This window comes from Ruegeria sp. AG1, from assembly GCF_056541705.1.
In genome coordinates this window covers 104,934-126,101 of record NZ_JBQFYU010000008.1, presented here as the reverse complement: position 1 = coordinate 126,101, position 21,168 = coordinate 104,934, and the positions used below count along the sequence as shown (strand labels likewise).

Sequence of the window (21,168 nt, the reverse complement as noted above, 5' to 3'; positions counted from 1 at the left end):
CGCACTTGGAATCTGCGATCAGCGCCGGTATGCATCTTTGCGTATTGGGATTACCTACTCTTCCCCATGTTGCAAGCAACCAAAACGCGGCGTCACCAGATATGATCCCCACCACTCTTGAGCTGACAGCCGACCCCAACGGCATCGCCCGTGCTGCAGATCTTTTGCGTCAGGGCCTATTGGTCGCCTTCCCGACCGAGACGGTCTATGGCCTGGGAGGTGATGCTAGAGACGGTGAGGCCGTGGCCCGGATTTACGAGGCCAAGGGTCGTCCCAGTTTCAATCCACTGATCGCCCATGTCGCCTCGATCGAGGCGGCGCAGCGGTTTGTGCAGTGGTCGGATCAGACCGAGCGTTTGGCAAATGCGTTCTGGCCCGGTCCGCTGACCTTGGTTCTGCCGCTGAAGCCGGGGCACGGTGTGTCATCGCTGGTTACTGCAGGGTTGGATACTTTGGCCGTTCGCGTGCCTGCGCATCCCACGGCGCGCGCTTTGCTGGCAGCAGTTGACGGGCCGGTTGCGGCGCCATCGGCCAATCCCTCGGGTCAGATTAGCCCAACGACGGCAGCACATGTTCATGCGGGTTTAGGTGGTCGGATCGCCGCCGTTCTGGATGACGGCCCCTGCGGTGTCGGGTTGGAATCCACCATCGTCGGACTGGCCGGAGAGCCCAGCCTGCTGCGCCCCGGTGGTGTCGCGTTGGAAAAGATCGAGACCGTCCTGAACACCCGCCTTCACCTGCACAAAACGGGGGATATGCTGACCGCTCCGGGGCAGCTGCAATCGCACTACGCTCCGGATGCACCGGTCAGGTTGAATGCCGAAACCGTGCAAGGGGATGAGGTTCTGCTGGGATTCGGCCCGGTCGTTTGTGACATGAACCTGTCTGAAACGAGCAATCTGACCGAGGCTGCGGCCAATTTGTTCGCCGCGCTGCACAGCCTGAATGAAACCGGGCGTCCGATCGCCGTTTCACCGATCCCCGATCATGGGCTGGGGGCGGCGATCAATGACCGTCTGCGCCGCGCCGCAGCACCGCGCGACACTTAATTTAGGCACGCCCCGCACTAGCCGATAAGGTCAGCGGGTCAACACCCAGCGTGGCCAAGGCCTTTTCCCATTTGTCGTCATCGGGCACATCGAACACCAGCTCCGACGATGCATCCGCCGTCAGCCAGCCATTCATCGCGATCTCATCCTCCAGTTGGCCGGGGCCCCAGCCGGAATAGCCCAGCGTCAGCATCGCGTTCAGCGGACCACGCCCTGCGGCCATATCCTCCAGCACATCCAACGTGGCCGTCATGCTGAAATCATCCGAAATCTGCATCGAGTGCAGGTTGGCGTCATAGTCGGAACTGTGCAGAACAAAGCCGCGCGACATCTCGACCGGCCCCCCGAAATGCACCAGACGCTCGCCTATGATGGGAATGCGACACGGGATGTTGAGCTGCCCCAGCAGGGTTTTGAACCGCAGATCAGAGGGTTTGTTGATGATCAAACCCATCGCGCCATCGTCGCCGTAGCTGCAGATATACACAACCGAGTGATCAAAGCGCGGATCGCCCATCCCCGGCATCGCAATCAACAGTTTTCCGGTCAGGTCCATGCGAGGTTTCTCTTGCTCGTTACCCCTCAACAATGACCCTGAGGCACTGGTATTGGCAAGGGAGCAAAGCTGATTTCAGCAGATTTCACACAGGTGACCCGAACGTGACTTGGATTTCAGGTCCGCACGGCGCATGTAATGGGGTATGATGACTCGCATGAAATCTTCGGTTGCCCTTCTGCTCGCCTGTCTGGGCCTGTCCGCACCCGCCTCGGCGCAGGGTTTGGACGGGGTTGTAGCGCTGGATGTTCTGGATGGCGGGCGCACGGCCAATGGGACGTATCTGGGCGCGCTGCGTCTGACCCTCAAGGAGGGGTGGAAGACCTATTGGCGCGCGCCGGGCGACGCCGGGATCCCGCCGCAATTCGATTGGAGCGGGTCCGGGAACGTGGGCGACGTGCGTATCACCTGGCCCGCGCCCGAGATTTTCGACCAGAACGGCCTGAAATCCATCGGCTACGAGGATCAATTGGTGCTGCCGGTTGAGATTACGCCCAAGAACCCAGCCAAACCCGTGCGCCTGCGGGGTGAGATGGATTTGGGGGTGTGCAAGGACGTGTGCATCCCGCAGCGTCTGGATTTTGACCACAAGGTTGACTCTGATGCAGGTCGCAATCCTGCAATTGCAGCCGCTTTGGCGCAGCGCCCCTACTCGGCCCGCGAAGCGCGTGTGGCAAAGGCCAGCTGCCATCTGACCCCAACCTCGGACGGGATGCAGATCGAGGCGCGGGTGACCATGCCTTCGGCCGGAGGGCAGGAGGTTGCGGTGATCGAGCCGGGGAACCCGGTCCTTTGGGCTTCGCAGCCCGAAACGCAGCGGCAGGGCGGCACATTGATTGCACGATCCGAGGTGATCAGCGCCTCGGGCGCACCCTTTGCGCTGGACCGGTCTGAGATTCGTATCACGGTTCTGGGCGCTAACCATGCTGTGGACATCCAGGGATGCTCTGCAGGCTGACCCTTTGACCCAATCCCCCAAGATCGGTGCGCTGGCCGTTGTGCTGCATCAGGAGAACGTTCTGCTGGTGCAACGCAGCAAGGAACCGGATCGAGGCTTGTGGGGGTTTCCCGGCGGCCATGTGGAGTGGGGTGAAACCGTCCTTGAGGCCGCAGAACGGGAATTGCTTGAGGAAACATCGGTCACGGCTGAACCGTTACACTATCTGGACAATCTAGACCTGCTGAGGAGGGATACGGATGGGCAAGTCTTGTCGCACTACCTACTGGTCGGGGTGGCCTGTCGGTACCAATCCGGCACGCCTTTGGCAGGAGATGATGCGTTGGACGCGCAATGGTTTCCTATCGAGCGGATCCTCAAAGGCGACCTGCCGATGAGCAACCGTGTGGCCAGCCTGTTGCAGCTTGCGCTAAAGGCAGGCTAGGCCCCGGCCCGGGTTTTGAACCGGGCATAGAACATCCCGGACAGCAGCACGCTCAGGATCACGATGGGGATGGCACCCGCCACAAACGCTCCCAAACCCATGCGCAGAATCTCGGGGGCCTCTGCACCTCCATAAAGACCGACCAATGGGTCTACAGGCGCACCCGAGACCATCGGCCAGACCAGCGTCACTCCGAACCAGATCAGCAGCACCCCAGCCGTAGCGCCAAGTGCGGCCTGCACCACGCGGTCCCGCGCATAGATCGCCCGGCGCATCGCAGTCATCGGGCGCGCGAAATCGTTCAGGATCGCCAGCAGAGCGGGCACCAGAACCAGCACCAGTACCATTCCAAAACCCAGCCCATAAACCAGCGTGATCACCGTCGGTTTAAGGAATTGTGCCTGTTGCGAGCCTTCGTAGAGCAGCGGCGTCAGACCCAGCACCGTCGTCAGCGTGGTCAGCATCACAGGACGCAACCGGTCGGCTGTGCCTTCGATGATCGAGGGCACCAACCCCCTCTCCTGCTGATAGCCGTCAATCGTGGTCACAAGGACAATCGAGTCGTTGACGATAATGCCCGTCATACCCAACAGCCCGACAACGGTGAACATGCTTAGCGGCACATCCCAAATGTAGTGCCCCCAGATCGCGCCCACCAAGCCAAACGGAATGATCGACATCACCACCAGAGGCCGCGACCAGCTGGCAAACACCCAAGCCAGAACAAGATAGATGCCGGTCAGGCACAGAATCAGACCGGTGCGCGCCTCGGACAGGAACTCGTCCTCTTGTTCGCTCAAGCCCGCCATGCGCCAGTCGACCTGATATTCGCCCGCAATGCGCGGCAGTATCTCTTCGTTCATTGCGCGCCCGATTTCGGCAGCGCGGGCGGGGTCATCCTCGGAGATGTCGCCATTCACCGAAATCACACGCAGTCCGTTCTCGCGCCTGACGGTCGAAAAGCCTGATTTACGCTCGACCGAGACGATGTCTGCCAGCGGGACATAGACCCCGTCGGGCGTGCGCATAAGGGTGCGTTCCAGGAAATCGGCGGTCAGCTCGCCCTCGGGCAGTTCCACGCGGATCTCAGCGCTGCGGGGCCCATCGGGGAAGGTCGCGGCCTCAATCCCGTTCAACCGGTTGCGCAGCACGCGGCCCAGCGTTTCGATGCGGAAGCCCAGCGCCTGACCCTGTGCCGTCAGGTCGAGGATGTATTCTTCTTTGTCATAGGCCAGATTGTCCTCAAGCGCCGAGACTTCTGGGTATTTTGACAGTTCGGTCTGCAAATCCTCGGAGGCGGCTTTCAGCGTGTCTACATCCGCGCCGTAAAACTGCACGTCAATCGCGTCCCCTCCGGGACCCGAGCGCCAGCCACGGAAGCTCAGCAGCTCAACCTTGGGATGGCGGGGGACGAAATCCTGAAGCTCACCAACAAATTCGAAGCTGGAATAGGGGCGTAGGTCGGCGTCGATCAGCTCGATCGAGATACCGCCCAAAAGATCTTCATCTTTGCCCTCAGCGGCGGACAGACCGAACCCTGCGCTGCCGCCAACCTCGGCCAGAACATATTCCAAAGGATTGCGCCCGTGGCGGTCCTCGTAGATCTGACCCAGCTCTTCGGTGGCGCGCTGCAATTCGCGCATCATGGCGATCGTGTCAGAACGGGTTGCCCCTTCCGCCATGATGAAATTGCCGGTGACCGAGCCACGCTCGGGCGCGTTGAAAAACCGCCAGTTCACATCGCCGCGAATGAACAGGGCAGCCTGGGTCGCCAGAATCACCAGCATCAGTGCAACCACGACATAGCGTGCCCAGATGACCCAAGCGATTAGTGGGCGAAATAGGGTGTCCCGCACCCAGCGGAAGCCTCGGTTCACCACCCGGTTGGGCAGGTCGTACCAATGCTCCTTGGCAGAATGCGCAATGGCGTGGGACATGTGGTTGGGCAGGATCAGGAAGCATTCGATGAGTGAGGCCGCTAGCACCGCGATCACCGTAAAGGGGATATCACGGATCAACTCTCCGAACCGGCCACCCACAAGGGTCAGGCCGAAAAAGGCGATCACGGTGGTGATCGTGGCGGCAAAAACCGGCATGGCCATCCGGCGGGCGGCGCGTTCGGCGGCCACGATGGGCGGCTCTCCCAGACGGCGGGCGCGGAAATCGGCGTGTTCGCCGACAACGATGGCGTCATCCACCACGATCCCAAGCGTGATGATCAAACCGAACAGAGACACCATGTTCAGCGACAGGCCACCGATATACATCAGCGCAATCGCCGCCGACATCGCAACCGGAATACCCGCAGCAACCCAGAAAGCAATGCGCGCGTTCAGGAACAGAAACAGCAGACACACGACAAGGCCAAGGCCAACCAGCCCATTGTCGATAAGAATATCCAGACGGTCAGTAATGGCCTGCGCGCGGGTACGGATCATCTCGACCGAGACACCTTCGGGCAGGCTGGCCTGCATCTCGGTCACCACTTCCTCGACAGTGTGCTGGATCGCGATGGCATCCCCCAGATTGGACCGGTCCACCCGAACCGACATGGCGGGATTGTCGCCGACAAAATAGCTACGGTTGCGATTGACCCCTTCCACCCGGATCTGCGCCACATCGCCGACAAACAGTTTCGATCCGTCCGCAAAAGTCCGCAAAGCGATGGTCTCGATCTCTTCCGGCGTGCGCTTTTCCGCGCCGGTCCGGATGCGTGCGTTGGCGCCTGTCACATCCCCCGCCGGGCTGGCATTGACCTCAGCCGAAATGGCCGAGGCGATGTCGGCCAAAGCCACATCATTGGCAATCAGCTGCGCGGTCGGCACCTCAACCACCACACGCGGGGCGGCGAGACCGCGGATCGTGGTACGGGTCACGCCAGCGGCAAACAGGCGGTTGATCAGCTCATCGGTGAACTTGGCCAGCTGGTCCGGATCAACTGGGCCGGTGACGACAACATCTGTCACCCGATCGCGCCAGGCCCCCCGTCGGATCGTGGGCTCTTCGGCATCTTCGGGCAGATTGGTGACGCTGTCGACGGCGGTGCGCACCTCTTCCACCGCGCGGGACATGTCCCAGTTCGGCTCGAACTCCAGCCGGATACTAGCAGAGCCTTCGCGAGAGGTCGCCGTGGTGCTTGCCACACCTTCAACCGCCAGCAATTCAGGTTCGAGCAGTTGGACAATGCCATTGTCGACATCTTCGGGGCCGGCCCCTTCCCATTCGACATTCACGTCGACCCGTTCCAGAACCACATCCGGAAAGAACTGCGCCCGCATATTCGGGATGGACGCCGCGCCAAGCACAAGCATCACCAGCAACAACAGGTTGGCCACGGTTCTGTGCCGGGTGAAATAGCTCAGGATACCACCGGCAGCGCTAGGGATGTCGCGCATCATAGCGCCTAGCCCCCGGCCCGGTTTTCAATGCGACGCACAAGCGAGGCCGGAACTTTCGCCTCTTCCAACTGACCGAGCATGCGTATTTTCTCGGCCTCGGGCATATCCTCGCTGGCCTCGACATGGGTGATCAGTTCGGCCCGTTTCGCGTCGGTCAATTCCACCAGATCGGGATCGGCACTGGCTTCGGCGCGTAGGGGGCGCACCCGAACCCCGGACCCCAGCAGAGGCGTGCGGCCTATCACGACCTCGCGCCCTTCCAGCCCTTCGCCACGCAACAGAACCTCATCGCCCTGACGTCGGATCAGTTGCACGGGCAGGGCTTCTAGGCGATTATCCGCACCCAGCACCAGAACGGTTCCGGCGGCATCCAGAACCGAGGAGGGCAGGCGCACGACCTGCGCCAGGGGCTGTTCCTGAACCGTCACGGTCACGAAATCGCCGGGTTTGAAGCCCGAGGCATCCTCGAGCCGCGCATAGATCAAGCGCCCGGTCTGCCCCTCACCCGCCGAGCCGCTGTCGCGGCTGATCCGGCCTGTCGCGGTCAGGTCGGTTCCTGTGACCTCGAGCGAGATGGTGACGGGGGCGCTGATCAACTCTCCGTTCTCGTCGAGCAAGCGCACGAATTGCGCGGTTGAAACGCGGAAAGCCACCTCTAACGCGTTGGGATCCACCAGTTCGGCCAGCTTCTCATTTGCCGAAACCAAGCGCCCTTCGACCAGCGTGACATCTGTCAGCGTGCCTCCGAACCGGGCGCGGATGGTCATGTCCTCCAGATCCCGCTCTGCGGCTTCCTGCGCGATCCGCGCGCGGGCCAGCAGGGTCGTGGCCTGATCCACCCGCGATTCCGCCTGCGCCAGCGCTATGCGACGTGCCAGTACGGATTGCTGAGCGGCGGCGGCGGTCAATTCGGCCTCTTCGACGCTGGCGGTTGCCCCCACGCCACGAGATTCGAGATCGCGCTGACGCTGCAGTGCCCTCTCACGCAGCTCGGCCTGCGCCTCGGCCGATTTCAATTCATCCTGCGCCAACAGCAAAGACCGTTCGGCGTCGCGTTCTTCGAACTGCGCATCCAGAACGTCCGACTTGGCACGATCCAGCGCCGATTGCGCATCCGCCGGGTCAAGTTCAACCAAGACCTCACCTGTGGTAACGGTGCCGCCATCTTCGAAATCATCCGCCAATGAGATTACGCGACCACCCAGCGCTGCGCGTAACTCCAGACGCCGGCGGCTTTGCACTTCGCCGAAGGCTTCGAGATTGGGCGTGACGGTCTCAAAAACAGCCGGGCGAACAGTCACCGCAAAGACCCGCTCGCGCGCTTGGGGTTGTTCATTCTCGCGGGTCAGGACCTCTTGCACGGCACCAGTGACGATCTGAACGGCAACAAACAGCAAGGCCAGCGTCAGCGACGCAAGAAACACACCGACCAGACTCTGCCTTAAGAATCGCATCTTCTATTCATCCCGGTTGCAAATGGGCTGCCCTGCGGAAAATGTAGCGGAGGCAGGAAATATGCCAAGCCACAAAGCGGTTATAAGGTGTTGAACGTGCGACCAGTCTACTTCCGTCGCAGATGTTCGTCCAATCTGGGCATTATTTCCACGAAATTGCAGGGGCGGTGGCGATAATCGAGCTGTTTCTCGAGGATACCGTCCCAAGCGTCCTTGCAGGCACCGGGGCTGCCCGGAAGCGCAAACAGGTAGGTGCCGCCCGCCACGCCACCCGTAGCGCGCGACTGAACCGCCGAAGTTCCGATTTTCTCCATTGAGATGATGGTGAATACAGTCCCGAAAGCGTCGATCTCTTTTTCATAGACGTCGCGATGCGCCTCGACCGTAACGTCCCGCCCGGTCAGCCCGGTGCCACCCGTCGAGATCACCACGTCGATTCCGGTATCCGCAACCCAGGCGCGCAGTTGATCGGCGATCTGGGCGCGCTCGTCCCGGATGATCTTGCGATCCGCCACCACGTGCCCCGCCTTTTCGATGCGGTCCACCAATGTCTGGCCCGAACGATCCTCATCAACCGAGCGCGTATCCGAGACGGTCAGAACCGCGATGCGGATGGGGATAAAGTCGATCGTTTCGTCGATACGTGACATCAGGCGTCAGGCCCTTTCCATGATTGCAAGCCGCAGCGCGAGCGCGGTGAAAATCCCGCCCGTCACCCACCCCATAATGCGTGAGGCGCGCGGGTTTCCGATCAGCAAACGTCCAGCACCTCCGGCGAACACGCCCACCAACCCGTTTACGACAAACCCGCCCAGCGCGATGATCACGCCAAAGATCAGAAACTGCCCTAGGATTGGCCCTGCCGCAGGATCAACAAATTGAGGGATAAAGGCCAGAACGAACAGAACGATCTTGGGGTTGGTCAGGTTCACCACCATCCCATCCCGAAACGCCATGCGCGTCGGCCTTGCTGGCCCTGCGGTCGAGACCGCTCCGTTGCGGATTGCGCCCCAGGCCAGATACAGCAGATAAGCAACACCCATCCAGCGGATGACATCAAACAGCCATGGCATCGAATTGACCAAGGCTCCAAGGCCCAGCCCTGCCAGCAGGACATGCACCATCAAACCCAGCGATATCCCGGCGCTTGCCACCAGCGCCGGACGGGGTCCGGATTTCAGGCCCTGCCCGAAGCAGAACATCATATCCGCGCCGGGTGTGAGATTCAGCAACATCGCGGCAGGGACAAAGGCCAGCAGAGTAACGGTTTCGATCATATCGCAACCTCAAACCAATTTGTTCTGGGGCCAAGATTGGCGATTTCTGAACGACCCAATGACCCGCGATAGCCCCAGCTATCGTGGATATGCCCACAAAAGACCAGTTCCGGTTGCAGGCGTTCCACCGCATCGCGCACGGCGACCGATCCGACGGACATCCCTTGCGACGTAGTATCGCCAAACCCTTTGGGCGGAGAGTGAACAACCAGCACATCCGTCCCATCGCAACGGTCCAGCATCTCTGCGGCTTCGGCCTCGCTCAGGTCACAGGACCAGTCGCCAAACGGCGTGACCGGCACGCCGTAGCCCAAGCCAAACAAGCGCAACCCGTCGACGGTCATGCCCGTGCCATGCAGCACATGGACGCCATCGGGGGCGACATCCATTAACTCGGCCGCGCTTTCGGCATTGCCCGGGATTAGAACCAGCGGTGCCGCTATGCCAGAAAGCATCTGCATCGCTTCATCCAGCCCCTGCCGCATGTTGCAATAGTCCCCGGCCCCGATTACCAAATCCGCATCGGCGCTGGCCGCCACCAAATCAGCCGCCCGGTTACGTGCCATGTGAAGGTCCGAGAACGCCAGGATACGCATCATCCAGCCCCTAGTCGCGCTTTCAGCTCGAGCAAATCAGCCCAAGCCTGTCGTTTCATCTGCGGCTGTCGCAGCAGGTACGCGGGGTGGAACATCGGGATGACAGGCAGGTCCAGCGCCTGATCCCAACTCCCGCGCAAGCGTGTGATGCCGCGTTTGCCCAAAACCGCCTGACAGCTGATATTGCCCATCACCACCAGCACTTCGGGTTTGGCAAGCGCCACGTGACGTTCCAAGAACGGCTTCATCATGCCGATCTCTTCGGGTTTTGGGTCGCGGTTCTGCGGTGGGCGCCAGGGCAGCACATTGGTGATGTAGACATCCTGCGCGCGGTCCAGATCAATCGCCGCTAGCATACGGTCCAACAGCTGCCCGGCCCGACCAACAAAGGGTTTACCTTCGCGATCCTCATCCCGGCCCGGAGCCTCGCCAATGATCATCACCCGCGCACCCGGAGTGCCATCGGCAAAGACCAACTGTCGCGCGCCGCGCTTCAGCTCACAATGATCGAACGCCTCCATCACCGCGCGCAGCTGGTCGAGGGACGCGGTACCTTGAGCGGCCGCTTTGGCATTCGCAACTGGATCAACCTGTTTGGGCTTTTCCGGCGCGGTTTGCGGGGTTGCAGGCTTCTTCGCCTTGGGCGTCGTATCCGGCAAGGCATAGCGATCAATCGGCGCGTCCCCGATCGCCTCGGTCGCGCCCAGTTCGATCTGCCATTCCAGCAGCGCCTTTGCAGTGTGATAGTCCAAGCCCGATTCCATGCCCTCAATCTAACCAGCTTTTGCCTGAGGGAAAGCGAATAGACCTTGCCTCGGCACCGGGACAGACCGACCATGCGGGCGTCATGCTGTCTTTTCTGCGATTCCTTCTGGTAGCTTTGGCGCTTGCCCTCGGCGGCGAACCCGCCTCGGCCCAGTTGCTTGGCGGGGCGGATCAATGCCGGGCGGGTCAGTTTGCCTGCGGCAGCCGCTGCTGCTCGGGCGGGCAGAGGTGCAGCTTTGATGGTCACTGCATTCCCTTGGGCGGAACCTATTGCGGCGGCGGTCGCAGCTGTGGCGCGTTCGAGCGCTGCGTCGCGGGTGGCACACGCTGCGCGCCTGCCGCGGCAAACGCTTGCACCTCAAGTCTTGATTGTCCCTCAGGCAGCTTTTGCAGTGCGCGCGGGCAATGTGAAAAAACCATACCCGACTTGAACCCCAGTTTGCCTGAGGCCCTTGACCCGCCGCAAATATGCGATGATGGCCTGACCTGCGCGCGCGGGTCGTCGTGCCTGCCGGGAGGCGGATGCACGCGTCCCGGATGGTTCTTGTGCGAGGAAACCGGATCGCAATGCCGCCCCGGTTTCAAATGCTCGGACCATCAGGGATGCGTTCCGATCAAGGCCATCGACTGTGGTTATGGAAAGTGGTGCAAACCCGGCGAGCAATGCCTGCCCGAAGGCGGGTGCGAGAATCTGCCCGAAGGGTCGGAACCATAGAGCGTTTCGGGTTTAACTTGAGACACGAATACCCTGCCACGCCTGCGGCGTTCGGGGGCACATTCGTGTCGTAGAGTGATTCAGATAAAACCCGAAACGCTTTAGGTTGCCTCTGCCCGCGTGGCTTTCTATAAGCGGTCCGATTGTCAGACAGGAGCCCGCCATGCGTTTTGCCCATCGTCACCTTCTTGGCATCGAGCATCTGTCGCAATCCGATATCACCGCCATTCTGGATTTGGCCGAAAAATACGTCGACCTGAACCGCCAGTCGACCAAGCATTCGGACGTTCTGTCGGGGCTAACTCAGATCAACATGTTCTTCGAGAATTCGACCCGCACGCAGGCCAGTTTCGAACTGGCGGGCAAACGGTTGGGCGCGGATGTGATGAATATGGCGATGCAGGCCAGCTCGATCAAAAAGGGCGAGACGCTGATCGACACCGCCATGACACTGAACGCAATGCATCCTGACCTGCTGGTGGTACGGCATCCGCATTCCGGGGCCGTGGACCTTCTGGCGCAGAAGGTCAACTGCGCGGTTCTGAACGCAGGGGACGGGCGGCACGAACACCCCACACAGGCCTTGCTGGACGCTCTGACGATCCGCCGGGCCAAGGGCCGGTTGCATCGCCTGAACATCGCGATCTGCGGCGACGTCGCACATTCCCGCGTGGCGCGGTCGAACCTGATCCTGCTGGGCAAGATGGAGAACCGCATTCGCCTGATCGGCCCGCCCACGCTGGTCCCCTCGCAATTCGCCGATTTCGGGGCCGAGATCTATGACGATATGAACGAAGGCCTCAAAGACGTCGACGTGGTGATGATGCTACGCCTTCAGAAAGAGCGGATGGATGGCGGCTTCATCCCCTCGGAGCGTGAGTACTATCACCGCTACGGGCTGGACGCCGCCAAACTGGCGCAGGCCAAGCCCGATGCCATTGTAATGCACCCTGGACCGATGAACCGCGGGGTTGAGATCGACGGCACGCTGGCCGATGACATCAACCGCTCGGTCATTCAGGAACAGGTCGAAATGGGCGTCGCCGTACGTATGGCTGCGATGGAGCTTCTGGCCCGCAACCTGAGTGAGGTCGCATGAGCGATCTGACCGTCGCCCCCCATGAACACGGCGTGATCCGACTGTTCGCGCTGGACATGCGCCCGGAAGAGGCCAAGTTCCTGCGCGAGCCCGGTGCGGCCGATCAGGTTCTGGGTGTCAATGGCTTGGACCCAGATCAAATCGACATTTTCCCGGTCTCCGACCTCGAAGACCTTGGGCTTTATGGTTATCTGCATGAGGGCGGAGGCGTGTCCGAGGATCAACTGGATCGCAGCATGCTTGAAGCCGTCGAGGGCTGGGTCATGGTCGTGCGCAGCGCAGCCTTTGGAGGGCGCGCAGCGCAGCTGAACCCTGATCCTCGTCAGCATTTGCTGGGTCTGTTCACCGAAGAGGCCACAAACTGGACCGGCGGTGCAATTGAAACCGAAAGTGCCAAGCCGTTCTCGGCCCCGCAACCGCCCATGGACAATGATGCCCCCCGCCGTGTTGGATCGGCCCTGATGGCGGTGATCGCTCTGCTTGTTATCGGAGGTGCCCTATGGCTGATCCTGTGACCTTCACCCCGGACAAACGCGCCTATATCCAGACCAACCTGACCCTCGCCGCCATTGCGATGGCGGGCGCGATGCTGGTGCTGTGGCTGATCGGCAACCCTTATGTCTGGACCGGCGCGCCAGCCGGGCTGGCCGCCATCGGTTTTCGCGCCTGGTATCTGGCGTCGGAAGAGCTGAACAATACGTGGGAGTTGTCTGACACCACCCTCACCGGCCCCGGCCCTCGGGTCGTCGCGCTGAACCAGATCGAAGCCGTCAATACGATGGGCAGCTTTGTTCAGGTGGTGACACGGGGCGGTGACAAGCACCTCATCAAATATCAGGCGAACCCCGCCGCCACCAAAGCCGCCATCGAAAGGGCCGCGGGATGAGTGACGGGTGGTGGCGAACCCATATCCCCGAGGGCGAAGAGGTCCTCTGGACCGGGCAACCGCATCAGGGGTATTTTCCGCCCCATGTAGGGTGGGCTTACCGGCTTCTGATCTTGAGCCTCGGTCTGGCATGGCTGGCTAGCCCGTGGTTCGCCGACACCCTGCGCGACTATTGGAAACTGATCGGGTCCACGGGTTTCGTCATATTTCTCATTTGGTACGACCGCCTGTTGCGCAGGTGTCGTGTCTATGTGGTGACCACCCGCAATGCATGGTGGATCAGCAAGATCTTCAAGCCCAAACACGTCCCGATCGACCACGCGTTGAACTACCATCGCAGCGGTCAGAACGTGGTGTTTTCGCGCCGCCTGTTTCTTGTCTTCGAATACCTTTCCGACCCTAGTGCCGCTTTGGCGGCTTTGAACCAAGCCCGAGAGGCCTCAGCATGACTTCTGTCGTTTTCACCAATGCCCGCTTGATCAACCCGGAAACTGGCACGGAGAGCCTGGGCTGGCTACACGCCGAAAACGGACGCATTGTGGCGCTGGGGGATGGAAACGCCCCAGCCATCAGCGGAGACGTCATCGACTGCAACGGCAAATGCCTGGCCCCCGGTATCGTCGATATCGGCGTTAAGGTGTGCGAACCGGGTGAGCGGCATAAGGAAAGCTACAAATCTGCCGGGCTGGCGGCGGCGGCGGGTGGGGTGACCACCATCGTCACCCGACCCGATACGCTGCCCGCCGTCGACACGCCCGAAACGCTGGAATTCGCCACAAGGCGGGCGCAAGCGGATGCGCCTGTCAACGTCCTTCCCATGGCCGCCCTCACCAAAGGACGCGAAGGGCGTGAGATGACCGAGATCGGGTTCCTGCAGGATGCGGGCGCGGTCGCCTTCACCGATTGCGATCACGTCATCACCAACACCAAGGTATTTTCCCGTGCGTTGACCTACGCCAAATCCTGCGGCGCGCTGGTCATCGCGCACCCTCAGGAACCGGGGTTGAGCAAAGGGGCCGCTGCGACCAGCGGCAAGTTTGCCGCCTTGCGCGGGTTGCCAGCCGTCTCGCCCATGGCGGAACGGATGGGGCTGGACCGCGACATCGCGTTGCTCGAGATGACCGGAGCCGCCTATCACGCCGACCAGATAACGACCGCCCGCGCCCTGCCCGCACTGGAACGTGCCAAGCGCAACGGGCTGGACATCACCGCCGGGACCTCGATACACCATCTGACACTGAATGAACTGGACGTGGCCGACTATCGCACCTTCTTCAAGGTCAAGCCGCCCCTGCGGTCTGAGGATGATCGGCAAGCGGTGATTGAAGCGGTGCGCACGGGTCTGATCGACATCATCAGTTCGATGCACACGCCGCAGGACGAAGAAAGCAAACGCCTGCCGTTTGAAGAGGCCGCCTCGGGCGCGGTTGCGTTGGAGACCTTCCTGCCTGCAGCCCTGCGCCTGTTTCATGCAGGGCAATTGGACCTGCCCACTCTGTTCCGGGCCGTCGCGCTGAATCCGGCGAAACGGTTGGGGTTGGACAGCGGGCGACTAGCGCAGGGCGCGCCTGCCGATCTGGTCCTGTTCGACCCAGATGTGCCTTTTGTGCTGGACCGGTTTGCCCTGAAATCGAAATCGCAGAACACACCGTTTGACGGTCAGCGCATGCAAGGTAAGGTCCTTGCAACCTATGTGGCCGGCAAAGACGTCTACCGGAGAACCTGATGCCCGAAATCGACAGCTCAATGACCATCCTCGCCCTGTGGGCGGCCCTGGGATACCTGATCGGATCAGTCCCTTTCGGCCTGATCATCGCGCGTGTCATGGGGCTGGGCAATCTGCGGCAGATCGGATCGGGCAATATCGGCGCAACAAATGTTCTGCGCACCGGCAGCAAACCGGCCGCCGCGCTGACGCTGCTGTTGGATGGCGGCAAAGGGGCGCTGGCGGTCCTGCTGGCCCGCGCCTATGCAGGTGAGGACGCGGCGCAGATTGCCGCCCTGATGGCTTTTCTTGGCCACTGCTTGCCTGTTTGGCTTGCCTTCAAGGGCGGTAAGGGCGTTGCAACCTTCATCGGGCTTTGGCTGGCGCTGGACTGGCGCGTCGGCGTTGCTTGCTGTCTGACCTGGCTGGTCTCCGTCGCGATCTGGCGTATGTCCTCGGCCGGAGCGCTGGCCGCAGCGGCCTTGTCGACCACCTGGATCATCACTCTGACAGACGGCAAAACATTCATCCTCGGAATTGCCCTGACCTTCCTGATCTACTGGCGTCATAAGGACAACGTCGCCCGTATCAAATCCCGGACCGAGCCGAAAATCGGGAAATCGTGACCCCGCCAGAGGATTTTCTGACGGCATTTTTCGCCCTGCCCACCGGAACGTTCTCTGGCCGAGCAGACGCCAAGCGCTATGTGATCTCGCGGCAGGTTCTGGCCGGGGGCAAATCCCACAAGCTTGTCGCGCATGAGCTGGGCGGGACAGACTATATCAGCCTGAACCTCTACCAGACGCGAAACAGCGGCGCGCTGCTGCGTCCCTGTGAAATGCCCGCCCCCAAAGTGGTGGATTTCGTATTGGCGCTGACCCCGGATATCTGATTGATATTCCGCATTTTTGCACAGCACCTCTGTGTCGTGGCACAATCACAATTCATTGTTTTGAACGTGATCAACCAGCCTCCCATCTGCATTCCGTGGCGGCCAATTACCGGTCTCACAAGATAAAATCCCGGGTCCGCAAATCGCAATTCAGGCGAGGTCGCGCGGCCCTTTCACGAAAGGTGAAGCTATGAACACGTTTAAATCTCTGATCGGCGGCGTAGCCCTGTCTGTTGCTCTGGCCACTTCGACCCTGGCGGCTGGTGTTGAACTCAACGCAAGCTCGACCGGTTTGGCGATGCAAGGCTATGACCCGGTTGCCTATTTCACCGCTGGCGAAGCGACCAAGGGCGACTACCGCATAACCACCCTGCACAACGACGCTCTGTACCGCTTCTCGTCGGAAGAAAACAAAGTGGCTTTTGAAGCCAACCCCGAGGCCTACCTGCCTGCATATGGCGGCTATTGCGCCTTCGGCGCGGCAATGGGCTTCAAGTTCGACGGTGACCCGAACCACTGGAAAATCGTTGACGACAAGCTGTACCTGAACCTGTCGCAAGACATCCAGGAACGTTGGGAAGGCGACATCCCGGGCTTCATCGAGCAAGCCAGCACCAACTGGGAAACCATCGCAGACAAAAGCCCGGCTGAGCTGCAGCAATAATCCGCTGAAATTGACAGCACGCGTCGGCGGCAGAGTGATCTGCCGCCGCATTTTATTTGAAGCTTTGAAAACGCTAACTATCTTATTGAGACAAGCCCGGATCTAACGGGCGGACATCGGGCCAAACGGCCTGAACGATCCAAGACCTAGTACGGAATATGCCACAAACGATGATCCGGTCCTGAGGCAGGGCCGTATTTGAGTATGGATATGCGTAGCCAGACCCACAAATTGGCGCGCGGTTATTTGGAATGAAAGGATCAAGACATGATAGGCAGATTGGCAATTGTGACAGCGGCGTCCACCCTAGCGGCAGGGGCCGCGATGGCCCAATCCTCGGGCAACTGGACAGGGTTCTACGGCGGTCTGCAATTGGGCTATATCGACGTGGACACCAGCGTCTCGGGCGTCGATGGTGATGGCGCGATTGGCGGTATCATCCTTGGATATGACTACGATCTAGGCGACTGGGTCGTGGGCGGCGGCTTTGACTATGACTGGACCAATATCGATCTCGGCCCCGCAACTGTCGAGGACGTCTGGCGGATCAAAGTGCGCGCTGGCTACAAGGTGAACCCTCAGGGTCTTCTATACGGCGTTGGCGGCTATGCGGATGCTGGCACCGACAATCTGGGCAGCGACGACGGCTGGTTCATCGGCGCAGGCTATGAGCAGATCGTGGCCCCGAATGTCAGCATCGCAGGCGAGTTGCTTTATCACGAGTTTGACAACTTCAACTCGTCCAGTGTGGATGTTGACGCCACAACACTGCAGATCCGAGCGGCCTACCGCTTCTGATTTTTCCGGTTTTGTGCTGGAGCAGACCCGGCGTCCTGCGCCGGGTCTTTGCGTTTACAAGTCCAGAATTGTGCTGCCGGTGGTTTGCCGCGCCTCTAGCGCGCGGTGCGCTTCGGCAATCTGATCCAGAGGGAAGCGTTGGTCGATATGGATCTTGACCTCGCCGCCCTGAACCTTGCCAAACAACCGCCGCGCCATCGCCTGACAGACCGCATGGTCCGCAATATGCGTGAACAGCGTCGGCCGGGTGATCTTGAGCGAGCCTTTTTGCCCGAGAATGCCGATATTCACTGGCGGCACCGGCCCGGATGCATTGCCGAAGGATATCATCATGCCCAAAGGCTTCAGACAGTCCAATGAGCCGTCAAACGTATCGGCCCCAACGGAATCCATCACCACATCGACACCTTTGCCACCGGTCAATTCGGCGACGCGTTCGGCAAAGTTCTCGGTCCGGTAGTTGATGCAATGGGCCGCGCCGTTGAATTGCGCCAGACTGCATTTCTCATCCGTTCCTGCGGTTCCGATCAGCTTGATGCCCTCGGATTTCGCCCATTGGCAGGCGATCAGGCCGACACCGCCCGCAGCCGCGTGAAACAGAACCGTGTCGCCACGCTTCAAGGGGGTGGTGCGATGGAACAGATATTCAACCGTCAGACCTTTCAACATCATCCCGGCGGCTATTTCCGAAGGGATGCCATCCGGCAGTGGGCATACCTGCGCTGCGGGCATCACCCGCGCCTCGCAATAGGCGCCGGACGGAGCGCTGGCATAGGCCGCGCGCTGGCCCGGCTGCAAATGCGTCACACCTTCGCCGACCGCCTCGATCACACCTGTAGCCTCCATGCCCAATGCATGCGGCAATTCAAGGGGATAGAGGCCCGTTCGTTGATAGACATCAATGAAGTTCAACCCGCACGCCTCGTGGCGAATGCGAACTTCGCCGGGGCCGGGATCGCCTAAAGGCTGGTCCTTGATCTGTAGGACCTCAGGTCCGCCGAATTCCTCAATGACAACTGTACGCGCAGTTTGCTGCATTCTGACCTCCTCTTGCCTTTGCTCAAGCTAACACGCCTGCGCGGCAAGACAATCCGGGCGATGCGGCGGCGGCAATTCGGGAATTTCCAAAACTGTGCTATACTTCACGCAGGCGTTGCCGGCTGGTCCGGCCACGAGCAACCCTCAGCCGGATCCATTCTGCGGCGCACCACTCGCCAAGGAAGGGAACAAAATGGCAAAAACTATCGGTAATCCGATCAGCTGGGCGGCCCAAAGCCTTGGAGCAACCAGCGATCACGTCTCGGAAAGCGTCTCGCACCTGGGCAGCTCGGACGTGCGCCACCTGCCCATGGTGCAGCCACTCACATTCGACGACCTGAAATACTGCCTGAGGGCGGGATACACGGACTTTCTGGAAACCCGCGCGGATGCGATCTTTATTGTGCTGATCTACCCGATTGCCGGGCTGTTGATGGTAGGCTTTGCAATGAACATGGACTTGGTGCCGTTGCTGGCCCCCCTGATCGCAGGCTTTGCTCTGATCGGCCCAATCGCAGCCGTTGGTCTTTATGAAATCAGCCGCAAGCGCGAACAAGGCGGAGAGGTCCATTGGCTGGATGCGTTCGGCGTATTCCGCTCGCCCTCCTTCGGGGCCATTCTCGCGCTCGGGTTCTATTTAGTCCTGCTGCTGCTTGTCTGGCTGATGGTCGCTCAAAGCGTCTATGCGCAGACGCTCGGCCCTGAACCGCCTGCCTCTCTGGGCGCGTTTGCGACCGAGGTTCTGACAACAGGCGCGGGGTGGACAATGGTCATCTTCGGCACTGCTGCAGGGTTCTTTTTCGCACTAATTGCGCTGGCGGTCAGCGTTGTCAGCTTCCCGCTTCTTTTGGACCGTAAAGTAGGGCTGCCCGTGGCCGTTGTGACATCCGTTCGCGTGCTGCGCCACAATCCCGGCGTCATCATGGGTTGGGGCTTCATCGTCGCGACCCTGCTGGTGCTGGGCGCGATCCCAATACTGCTGGGGCTGATCATAGTAATGCCCGTTCTGGGCCACGCAACATGGCACCTCTACCGGCGCGCTGTTGCGTGACCAACAGGGCGCTTAGCCCGCGACGTTCAAGACAATCTTGCCAATATGCTGCGAGCTTTCCATAAGCGCGTGCGCCGCAGCAGCCTCTGCCAGAGGGAATTCGCTGTGCATCACCGGCGCGACCTTGCCTGCAGCGAGCAGCGGCCAGACAGCCTCGTGCAGGTCCTGAGCGATCTTTGCCTTGGCCAGATCGCTTTGCGGACGCAGGGTGCTGCCGGTCAGCGTAAGGCGTTTCACCATCATCAGGGCAAAGTTCAGCTCGGTCACGGGTCCTTGCAAAAAGGCGATCTGAACCAGACGTCCATCCTCGGCCAGCGCTTTCACGTTGCGCGGGATATAGTCACCGCCAACCATATCGAGGATCAGGTTCGCGCCCCCTTCGGCCCGCATAACCCCAACAAAATCCTCATCCCGGTAGTTGATCGCTTTTTCGGCGCCCAAGCTGAGGCAGGCCTCACATTTCTCAGCCGAGCCCGCCGTCGCAAAGACACGCGCGCCAAACGCGTTCGCCAATTGGATCGCCGTCGTCCCAATACCGCTTGAGCCGCCATGGACAAGGAACCGCTCACCTGCTTTCAGGCCTCCGCGTGTGAAGACATTCGACCAGACTGTGAAAAAGGTCTCGGGCAGGCAGGCGGCTTGCTTTAGGTCCATGCCATCGGGGACGGGCAGGCAATGCGCGGCGGGCGTGGCGACATATTCAGCATATCCGCCGCCCGGAAGCAGCGCGCAGACTTTGTCACCGATCGAGAGCCCCTCAACACCCGCGCCAAGGGCAACCACTTCGCCCGAGGCTTCAAGTCCCGGCAGATCGCTTGCACCGGGCGGCGGATCATAGGCCCCCGCGCGCTGCAGCGCGTCCGGTCGGTTCACGCCAGCATAGGCCACTTTCAAAACAACCTGCCCGGCTGCCGGCTCGGGAATTGGTCGTTCGGTCAGTTGCAGAACATCAGGGCCGCCGGGTTCGGTGATTTCGACGGCACGCATTGTCTGGGTCTCGGGCGAAGTCATGGGCAAATCTCCTTTGCCCAATGCCTAGCAGGCCAAAAAGCAAAGGCCCAGATGCTTACTTGCGCGGGTTCAGCATCCCCGGCAGATCAGCCCGCATCTTCATCGGCGGTTTCACCTGAGCTGCAAACCAATTGGGAACGGCCAGCAAGGGCTTGAGCAGCGGGTTACCGTTCACCTGCGCCTTGAGCTTTTCGAACTGCATCACGTTTTCGATCCGGCGGTCCAGAAAGGCCCAACTGTTCTGGTGATCCGGCGAATCATCCCCCAGCCAGAACAGAAGCGTCGACGAATAGACCCCCGACAGGGTGGCGCGCTTGGTGTACCAGTTTACATCATCCGACGTATCGCCCAGCGCGTCCCAGATCAGATCGCAAGTCCCCCAGACCGCCTTGGCCCCGTCTGCCGCGTGGTTGGGCAGTGAAAACAGGGTCATGCCCCGGCGCACCAGCTCCTTGTCCTCGACCGCCTCAAGCCGGAACCGAACAGCAGCGGCAACCTTTTCGCGAAACTTCAGCTCGCTCATGTCGGTGGACTTGATTCTGTCCAGCATGACCTGATCGCCCCGCGCGTGGTAGGCCAGCGCCAGATCGACCGCGCCGCGCGGGCAGATCGCACGGGCCAGACCGTCATCCAGATCGCAATCGACAACGGCCGCGCGAAAACTGGCCTCGGACCAGCCATCGAACGGAACATGCATCAAAATCGCGTCCAGCAGCTGTTGTTTGGTGTCTTCGTAAGTGACGGTCATGGTGGGTCTCCGGTGCTTGGGCACAGTACTAGACAAGATAGAGCGGCTTTGCTATACGGCCAACTCCTGCAATTTCCTTGCAAC

The 21,168-nt window shown here is 60.8% G+C and carries 24 protein-coding genes; 14 read left to right on the top strand and 10 right to left on the bottom strand.

Features of this window, described 5'->3' with window-relative positions:
- Window positions 1-101 precede the first annotated feature (101 nt).
- Entirely contained in the window at window positions 102-1,049 is a 948-nt protein-coding gene (locus tag ACR0B5_RS13875) for an L-threonylcarbamoyladenylate synthase (RefSeq protein ID WP_480541169.1), read from the top strand.
- Window position 1,050: 1 nt separating this feature from the next.
- Here the strand turns inward: ACR0B5_RS13875 and ACR0B5_RS13870 are convergent, their stop codons facing one another.
- A complete protein-coding gene (locus ACR0B5_RS13870; protein WP_170379089.1) occupies window positions 1,051-1,605 on the bottom strand; it encodes a YqgE/AlgH family protein in 555 nt (184 codons plus the stop codon).
- Between the two features lie 148 nt (window positions 1,606-1,753).
- Between ACR0B5_RS13870 and ACR0B5_RS13865 the strand changes: the two genes are divergently transcribed.
- Both ACR0B5_RS13865 and ACR0B5_RS13860 read left to right on the top strand, forming a co-directional pair.
- Window positions 1,754-2,563 carry a protein-disulfide reductase DsbD domain-containing protein gene (locus ACR0B5_RS13865; protein ID WP_480541167.1) on the top strand — a complete coding sequence of 270 codons (810 nt, stop codon included), beginning with the start codon at window positions 1,754-1,756 and terminating at the stop codon, window positions 2,561-2,563.
- Window positions 2,529-2,987 carry an NUDIX hydrolase gene (locus tag ACR0B5_RS13860; protein WP_480541165.1) on the top strand — a complete coding sequence of 153 codons (459 nt, stop codon included), beginning with the start codon at window positions 2,529-2,531 and terminating at the stop codon, window positions 2,985-2,987. The genes ACR0B5_RS13865 and ACR0B5_RS13860 overlap by 35 nt, the downstream gene beginning before the upstream one ends.
- Here the strand turns inward: ACR0B5_RS13860 and ACR0B5_RS13855 are convergent.
- The 6 genes from ACR0B5_RS13855 to ACR0B5_RS13830 all read right to left on the bottom strand — a co-directional run bounded on the left by ACR0B5_RS13855 (window position 2,984) and on the right by ACR0B5_RS13830 (window position 10,476).
- Window positions 2,984-6,385: an efflux RND transporter permease subunit gene (locus ACR0B5_RS13855; RefSeq protein ID WP_480541163.1), complete on the bottom strand. Its 3,402-nt coding sequence runs from the start codon at window positions 6,383-6,385 to the stop codon at window positions 2,984-2,986. The genes ACR0B5_RS13860 and ACR0B5_RS13855 overlap by 4 nt on opposite strands.
- 5 nt (window positions 6,386-6,390) lie before the next feature.
- The gene (locus ACR0B5_RS13850; RefSeq protein ID WP_480541161.1) at window positions 6,391-7,839 is read right to left on the bottom strand and encodes an efflux RND transporter periplasmic adaptor subunit; all 1,449 of its coding nucleotides are present in this window, start codon (window positions 7,837-7,839) and stop codon (window positions 6,391-6,393) included.
- A gap of 107 nt (window positions 7,840-7,946) precedes the next feature.
- Window positions 7,947-8,489, bottom strand: coding sequence for a molybdenum cofactor biosynthesis protein B (gene moaB, locus ACR0B5_RS13845; protein ID WP_170678659.1), 543 nt, complete (start codon window positions 8,487-8,489; stop codon window positions 7,947-7,949).
- 6 nt (window positions 8,490-8,495) lie between these two features.
- The gene (locus tag ACR0B5_RS13840) at window positions 8,496-9,116 is read right to left on the bottom strand and encodes a LysE family translocator (protein WP_170639861.1); all 621 of its coding nucleotides are present in this window, start codon (window positions 9,114-9,116) and stop codon (window positions 8,496-8,498) included.
- On the bottom strand, window positions 9,113-9,712 hold the full coding sequence (locus ACR0B5_RS13835; RefSeq protein WP_480541307.1) for a metallophosphoesterase family protein: 600 nt from the start codon (window positions 9,710-9,712) through the stop codon (window positions 9,113-9,115). The genes ACR0B5_RS13840 and ACR0B5_RS13835 overlap by 4 nt, the downstream gene beginning before the upstream one ends.
- A complete protein-coding gene (locus tag ACR0B5_RS13830) occupies window positions 9,712-10,476 on the bottom strand; it encodes a uracil-DNA glycosylase (protein WP_170678655.1) in 765 nt (254 codons plus the stop codon). The genes ACR0B5_RS13835 and ACR0B5_RS13830 overlap by 1 nt, the downstream gene beginning before the upstream one ends.
- Window positions 10,477-10,559: 83 nt before the next feature.
- On the opposite strand from ACR0B5_RS13830, the gene ACR0B5_RS13825 reads away from it, so the two are divergent.
- The 10 genes from ACR0B5_RS13825 to ACR0B5_RS13780 all read left to right on the top strand — a co-directional run bounded on the left by ACR0B5_RS13825 (window position 10,560) and on the right by ACR0B5_RS13780 (window position 17,236).
- Window positions 10,560-11,192 (top strand): scavenger receptor class F, member 2, encoded by a 633-nt coding sequence (locus ACR0B5_RS13825; protein ID WP_170678653.1) that lies wholly within the window; start codon window positions 10,560-10,562, stop codon window positions 11,190-11,192.
- Between the two features lie 163 nt (window positions 11,193-11,355).
- Window positions 11,356-12,291 (top strand): aspartate carbamoyltransferase catalytic subunit, encoded by a 936-nt coding sequence (locus ACR0B5_RS13820; RefSeq protein ID WP_170642735.1) that lies wholly within the window; start codon window positions 11,356-11,358, stop codon window positions 12,289-12,291.
- Window positions 12,288-12,806 carry a hypothetical protein gene (locus ACR0B5_RS13815; protein ID WP_170642734.1) on the top strand — a complete coding sequence of 173 codons (519 nt, stop codon included), beginning with the start codon at window positions 12,288-12,290 and terminating at the stop codon, window positions 12,804-12,806. The genes ACR0B5_RS13820 and ACR0B5_RS13815 overlap by 4 nt, the downstream gene beginning before the upstream one ends.
- Complete coding sequence (locus tag ACR0B5_RS13810; protein ID WP_170480953.1) at window positions 12,791-13,177, top strand: hypothetical protein; 387 nt, start codon at window positions 12,791-12,793, stop codon at window positions 13,175-13,177. Before ACR0B5_RS13815 ends, ACR0B5_RS13810 begins: the two co-directional genes overlap by 16 nt.
- Window positions 13,174-13,626, top strand: coding sequence for a hypothetical protein (locus ACR0B5_RS13805; RefSeq protein ID WP_480541158.1), 453 nt, complete (start codon window positions 13,174-13,176; stop codon window positions 13,624-13,626). The genes ACR0B5_RS13810 and ACR0B5_RS13805 overlap by 4 nt, the downstream gene beginning before the upstream one ends.
- Entirely contained in the window at window positions 13,623-14,903 is a 1,281-nt protein-coding gene (gene pyrC / locus ACR0B5_RS13800) for a dihydroorotase (RefSeq protein WP_480541156.1), read from the top strand. Before ACR0B5_RS13805 ends, pyrC begins: the two co-directional genes overlap by 4 nt.
- Window positions 14,903-15,508 carry a glycerol-3-phosphate 1-O-acyltransferase PlsY gene (plsY, locus tag ACR0B5_RS13795; protein WP_480541154.1) on the top strand — a complete coding sequence of 202 codons (606 nt, stop codon included), beginning with the start codon at window positions 14,903-14,905 and terminating at the stop codon, window positions 15,506-15,508. The genes pyrC and plsY overlap by 1 nt, the downstream gene beginning before the upstream one ends.
- Window positions 15,505-15,774 carry a hypothetical protein gene (locus ACR0B5_RS13790; RefSeq protein WP_480541152.1) on the top strand — a complete coding sequence of 90 codons (270 nt, stop codon included), beginning with the start codon at window positions 15,505-15,507 and terminating at the stop codon, window positions 15,772-15,774. Before plsY ends, ACR0B5_RS13790 begins: the two co-directional genes overlap by 4 nt.
- A gap of 190 nt (window positions 15,775-15,964) precedes the next feature.
- Window positions 15,965-16,438 carry a YHS domain-containing (seleno)protein gene (locus tag ACR0B5_RS13785; protein WP_170666770.1) on the top strand — a complete coding sequence of 158 codons (474 nt, stop codon included), beginning with the start codon at window positions 15,965-15,967 and terminating at the stop codon, window positions 16,436-16,438.
- A gap of 267 nt (window positions 16,439-16,705) precedes the next feature.
- Window positions 16,706-17,236: a porin family protein gene (locus ACR0B5_RS13780; protein WP_170639852.1), complete on the top strand. Its 531-nt coding sequence runs from the start codon at window positions 16,706-16,708 to the stop codon at window positions 17,234-17,236.
- Between the two features lie 54 nt (window positions 17,237-17,290).
- Here ACR0B5_RS13780 and ACR0B5_RS13775 read toward each other — a convergent pair whose 3' ends face one another.
- Entirely contained in the window at window positions 17,291-18,274 is a 984-nt protein-coding gene (locus ACR0B5_RS13775; RefSeq protein WP_170379126.1) for a quinone oxidoreductase family protein, read from the bottom strand.
- 193 nt (window positions 18,275-18,467) lie between these two features.
- Here ACR0B5_RS13775 and ACR0B5_RS13770 point away from each other — a divergent pair, with 193 nt between their 5' ends.
- Complete coding sequence (locus ACR0B5_RS13770) at window positions 18,468-19,325, top strand: DUF2189 domain-containing protein (RefSeq protein WP_170721337.1); 858 nt, start codon at window positions 18,468-18,470, stop codon at window positions 19,323-19,325.
- Between the two features lie 12 nt (window positions 19,326-19,337).
- Here the strand turns inward: ACR0B5_RS13770 and ACR0B5_RS13765 are convergent, their stop codons facing one another.
- Window positions 19,338-20,336, bottom strand: coding sequence for an NAD(P)H-quinone oxidoreductase (locus ACR0B5_RS13765; protein WP_480541150.1), 999 nt, complete (start codon window positions 20,334-20,336; stop codon window positions 19,338-19,340).
- A gap of 55 nt (window positions 20,337-20,391) precedes the next feature.
- Window positions 20,392-21,084, bottom strand: a complete 693-nt coding sequence (locus ACR0B5_RS13760; RefSeq protein ID WP_170379132.1) for a COQ9 family protein — start codon at window positions 21,082-21,084, stop codon at window positions 20,392-20,394.
- Window positions 21,085-21,168: the final 84 nt, after the last annotated feature.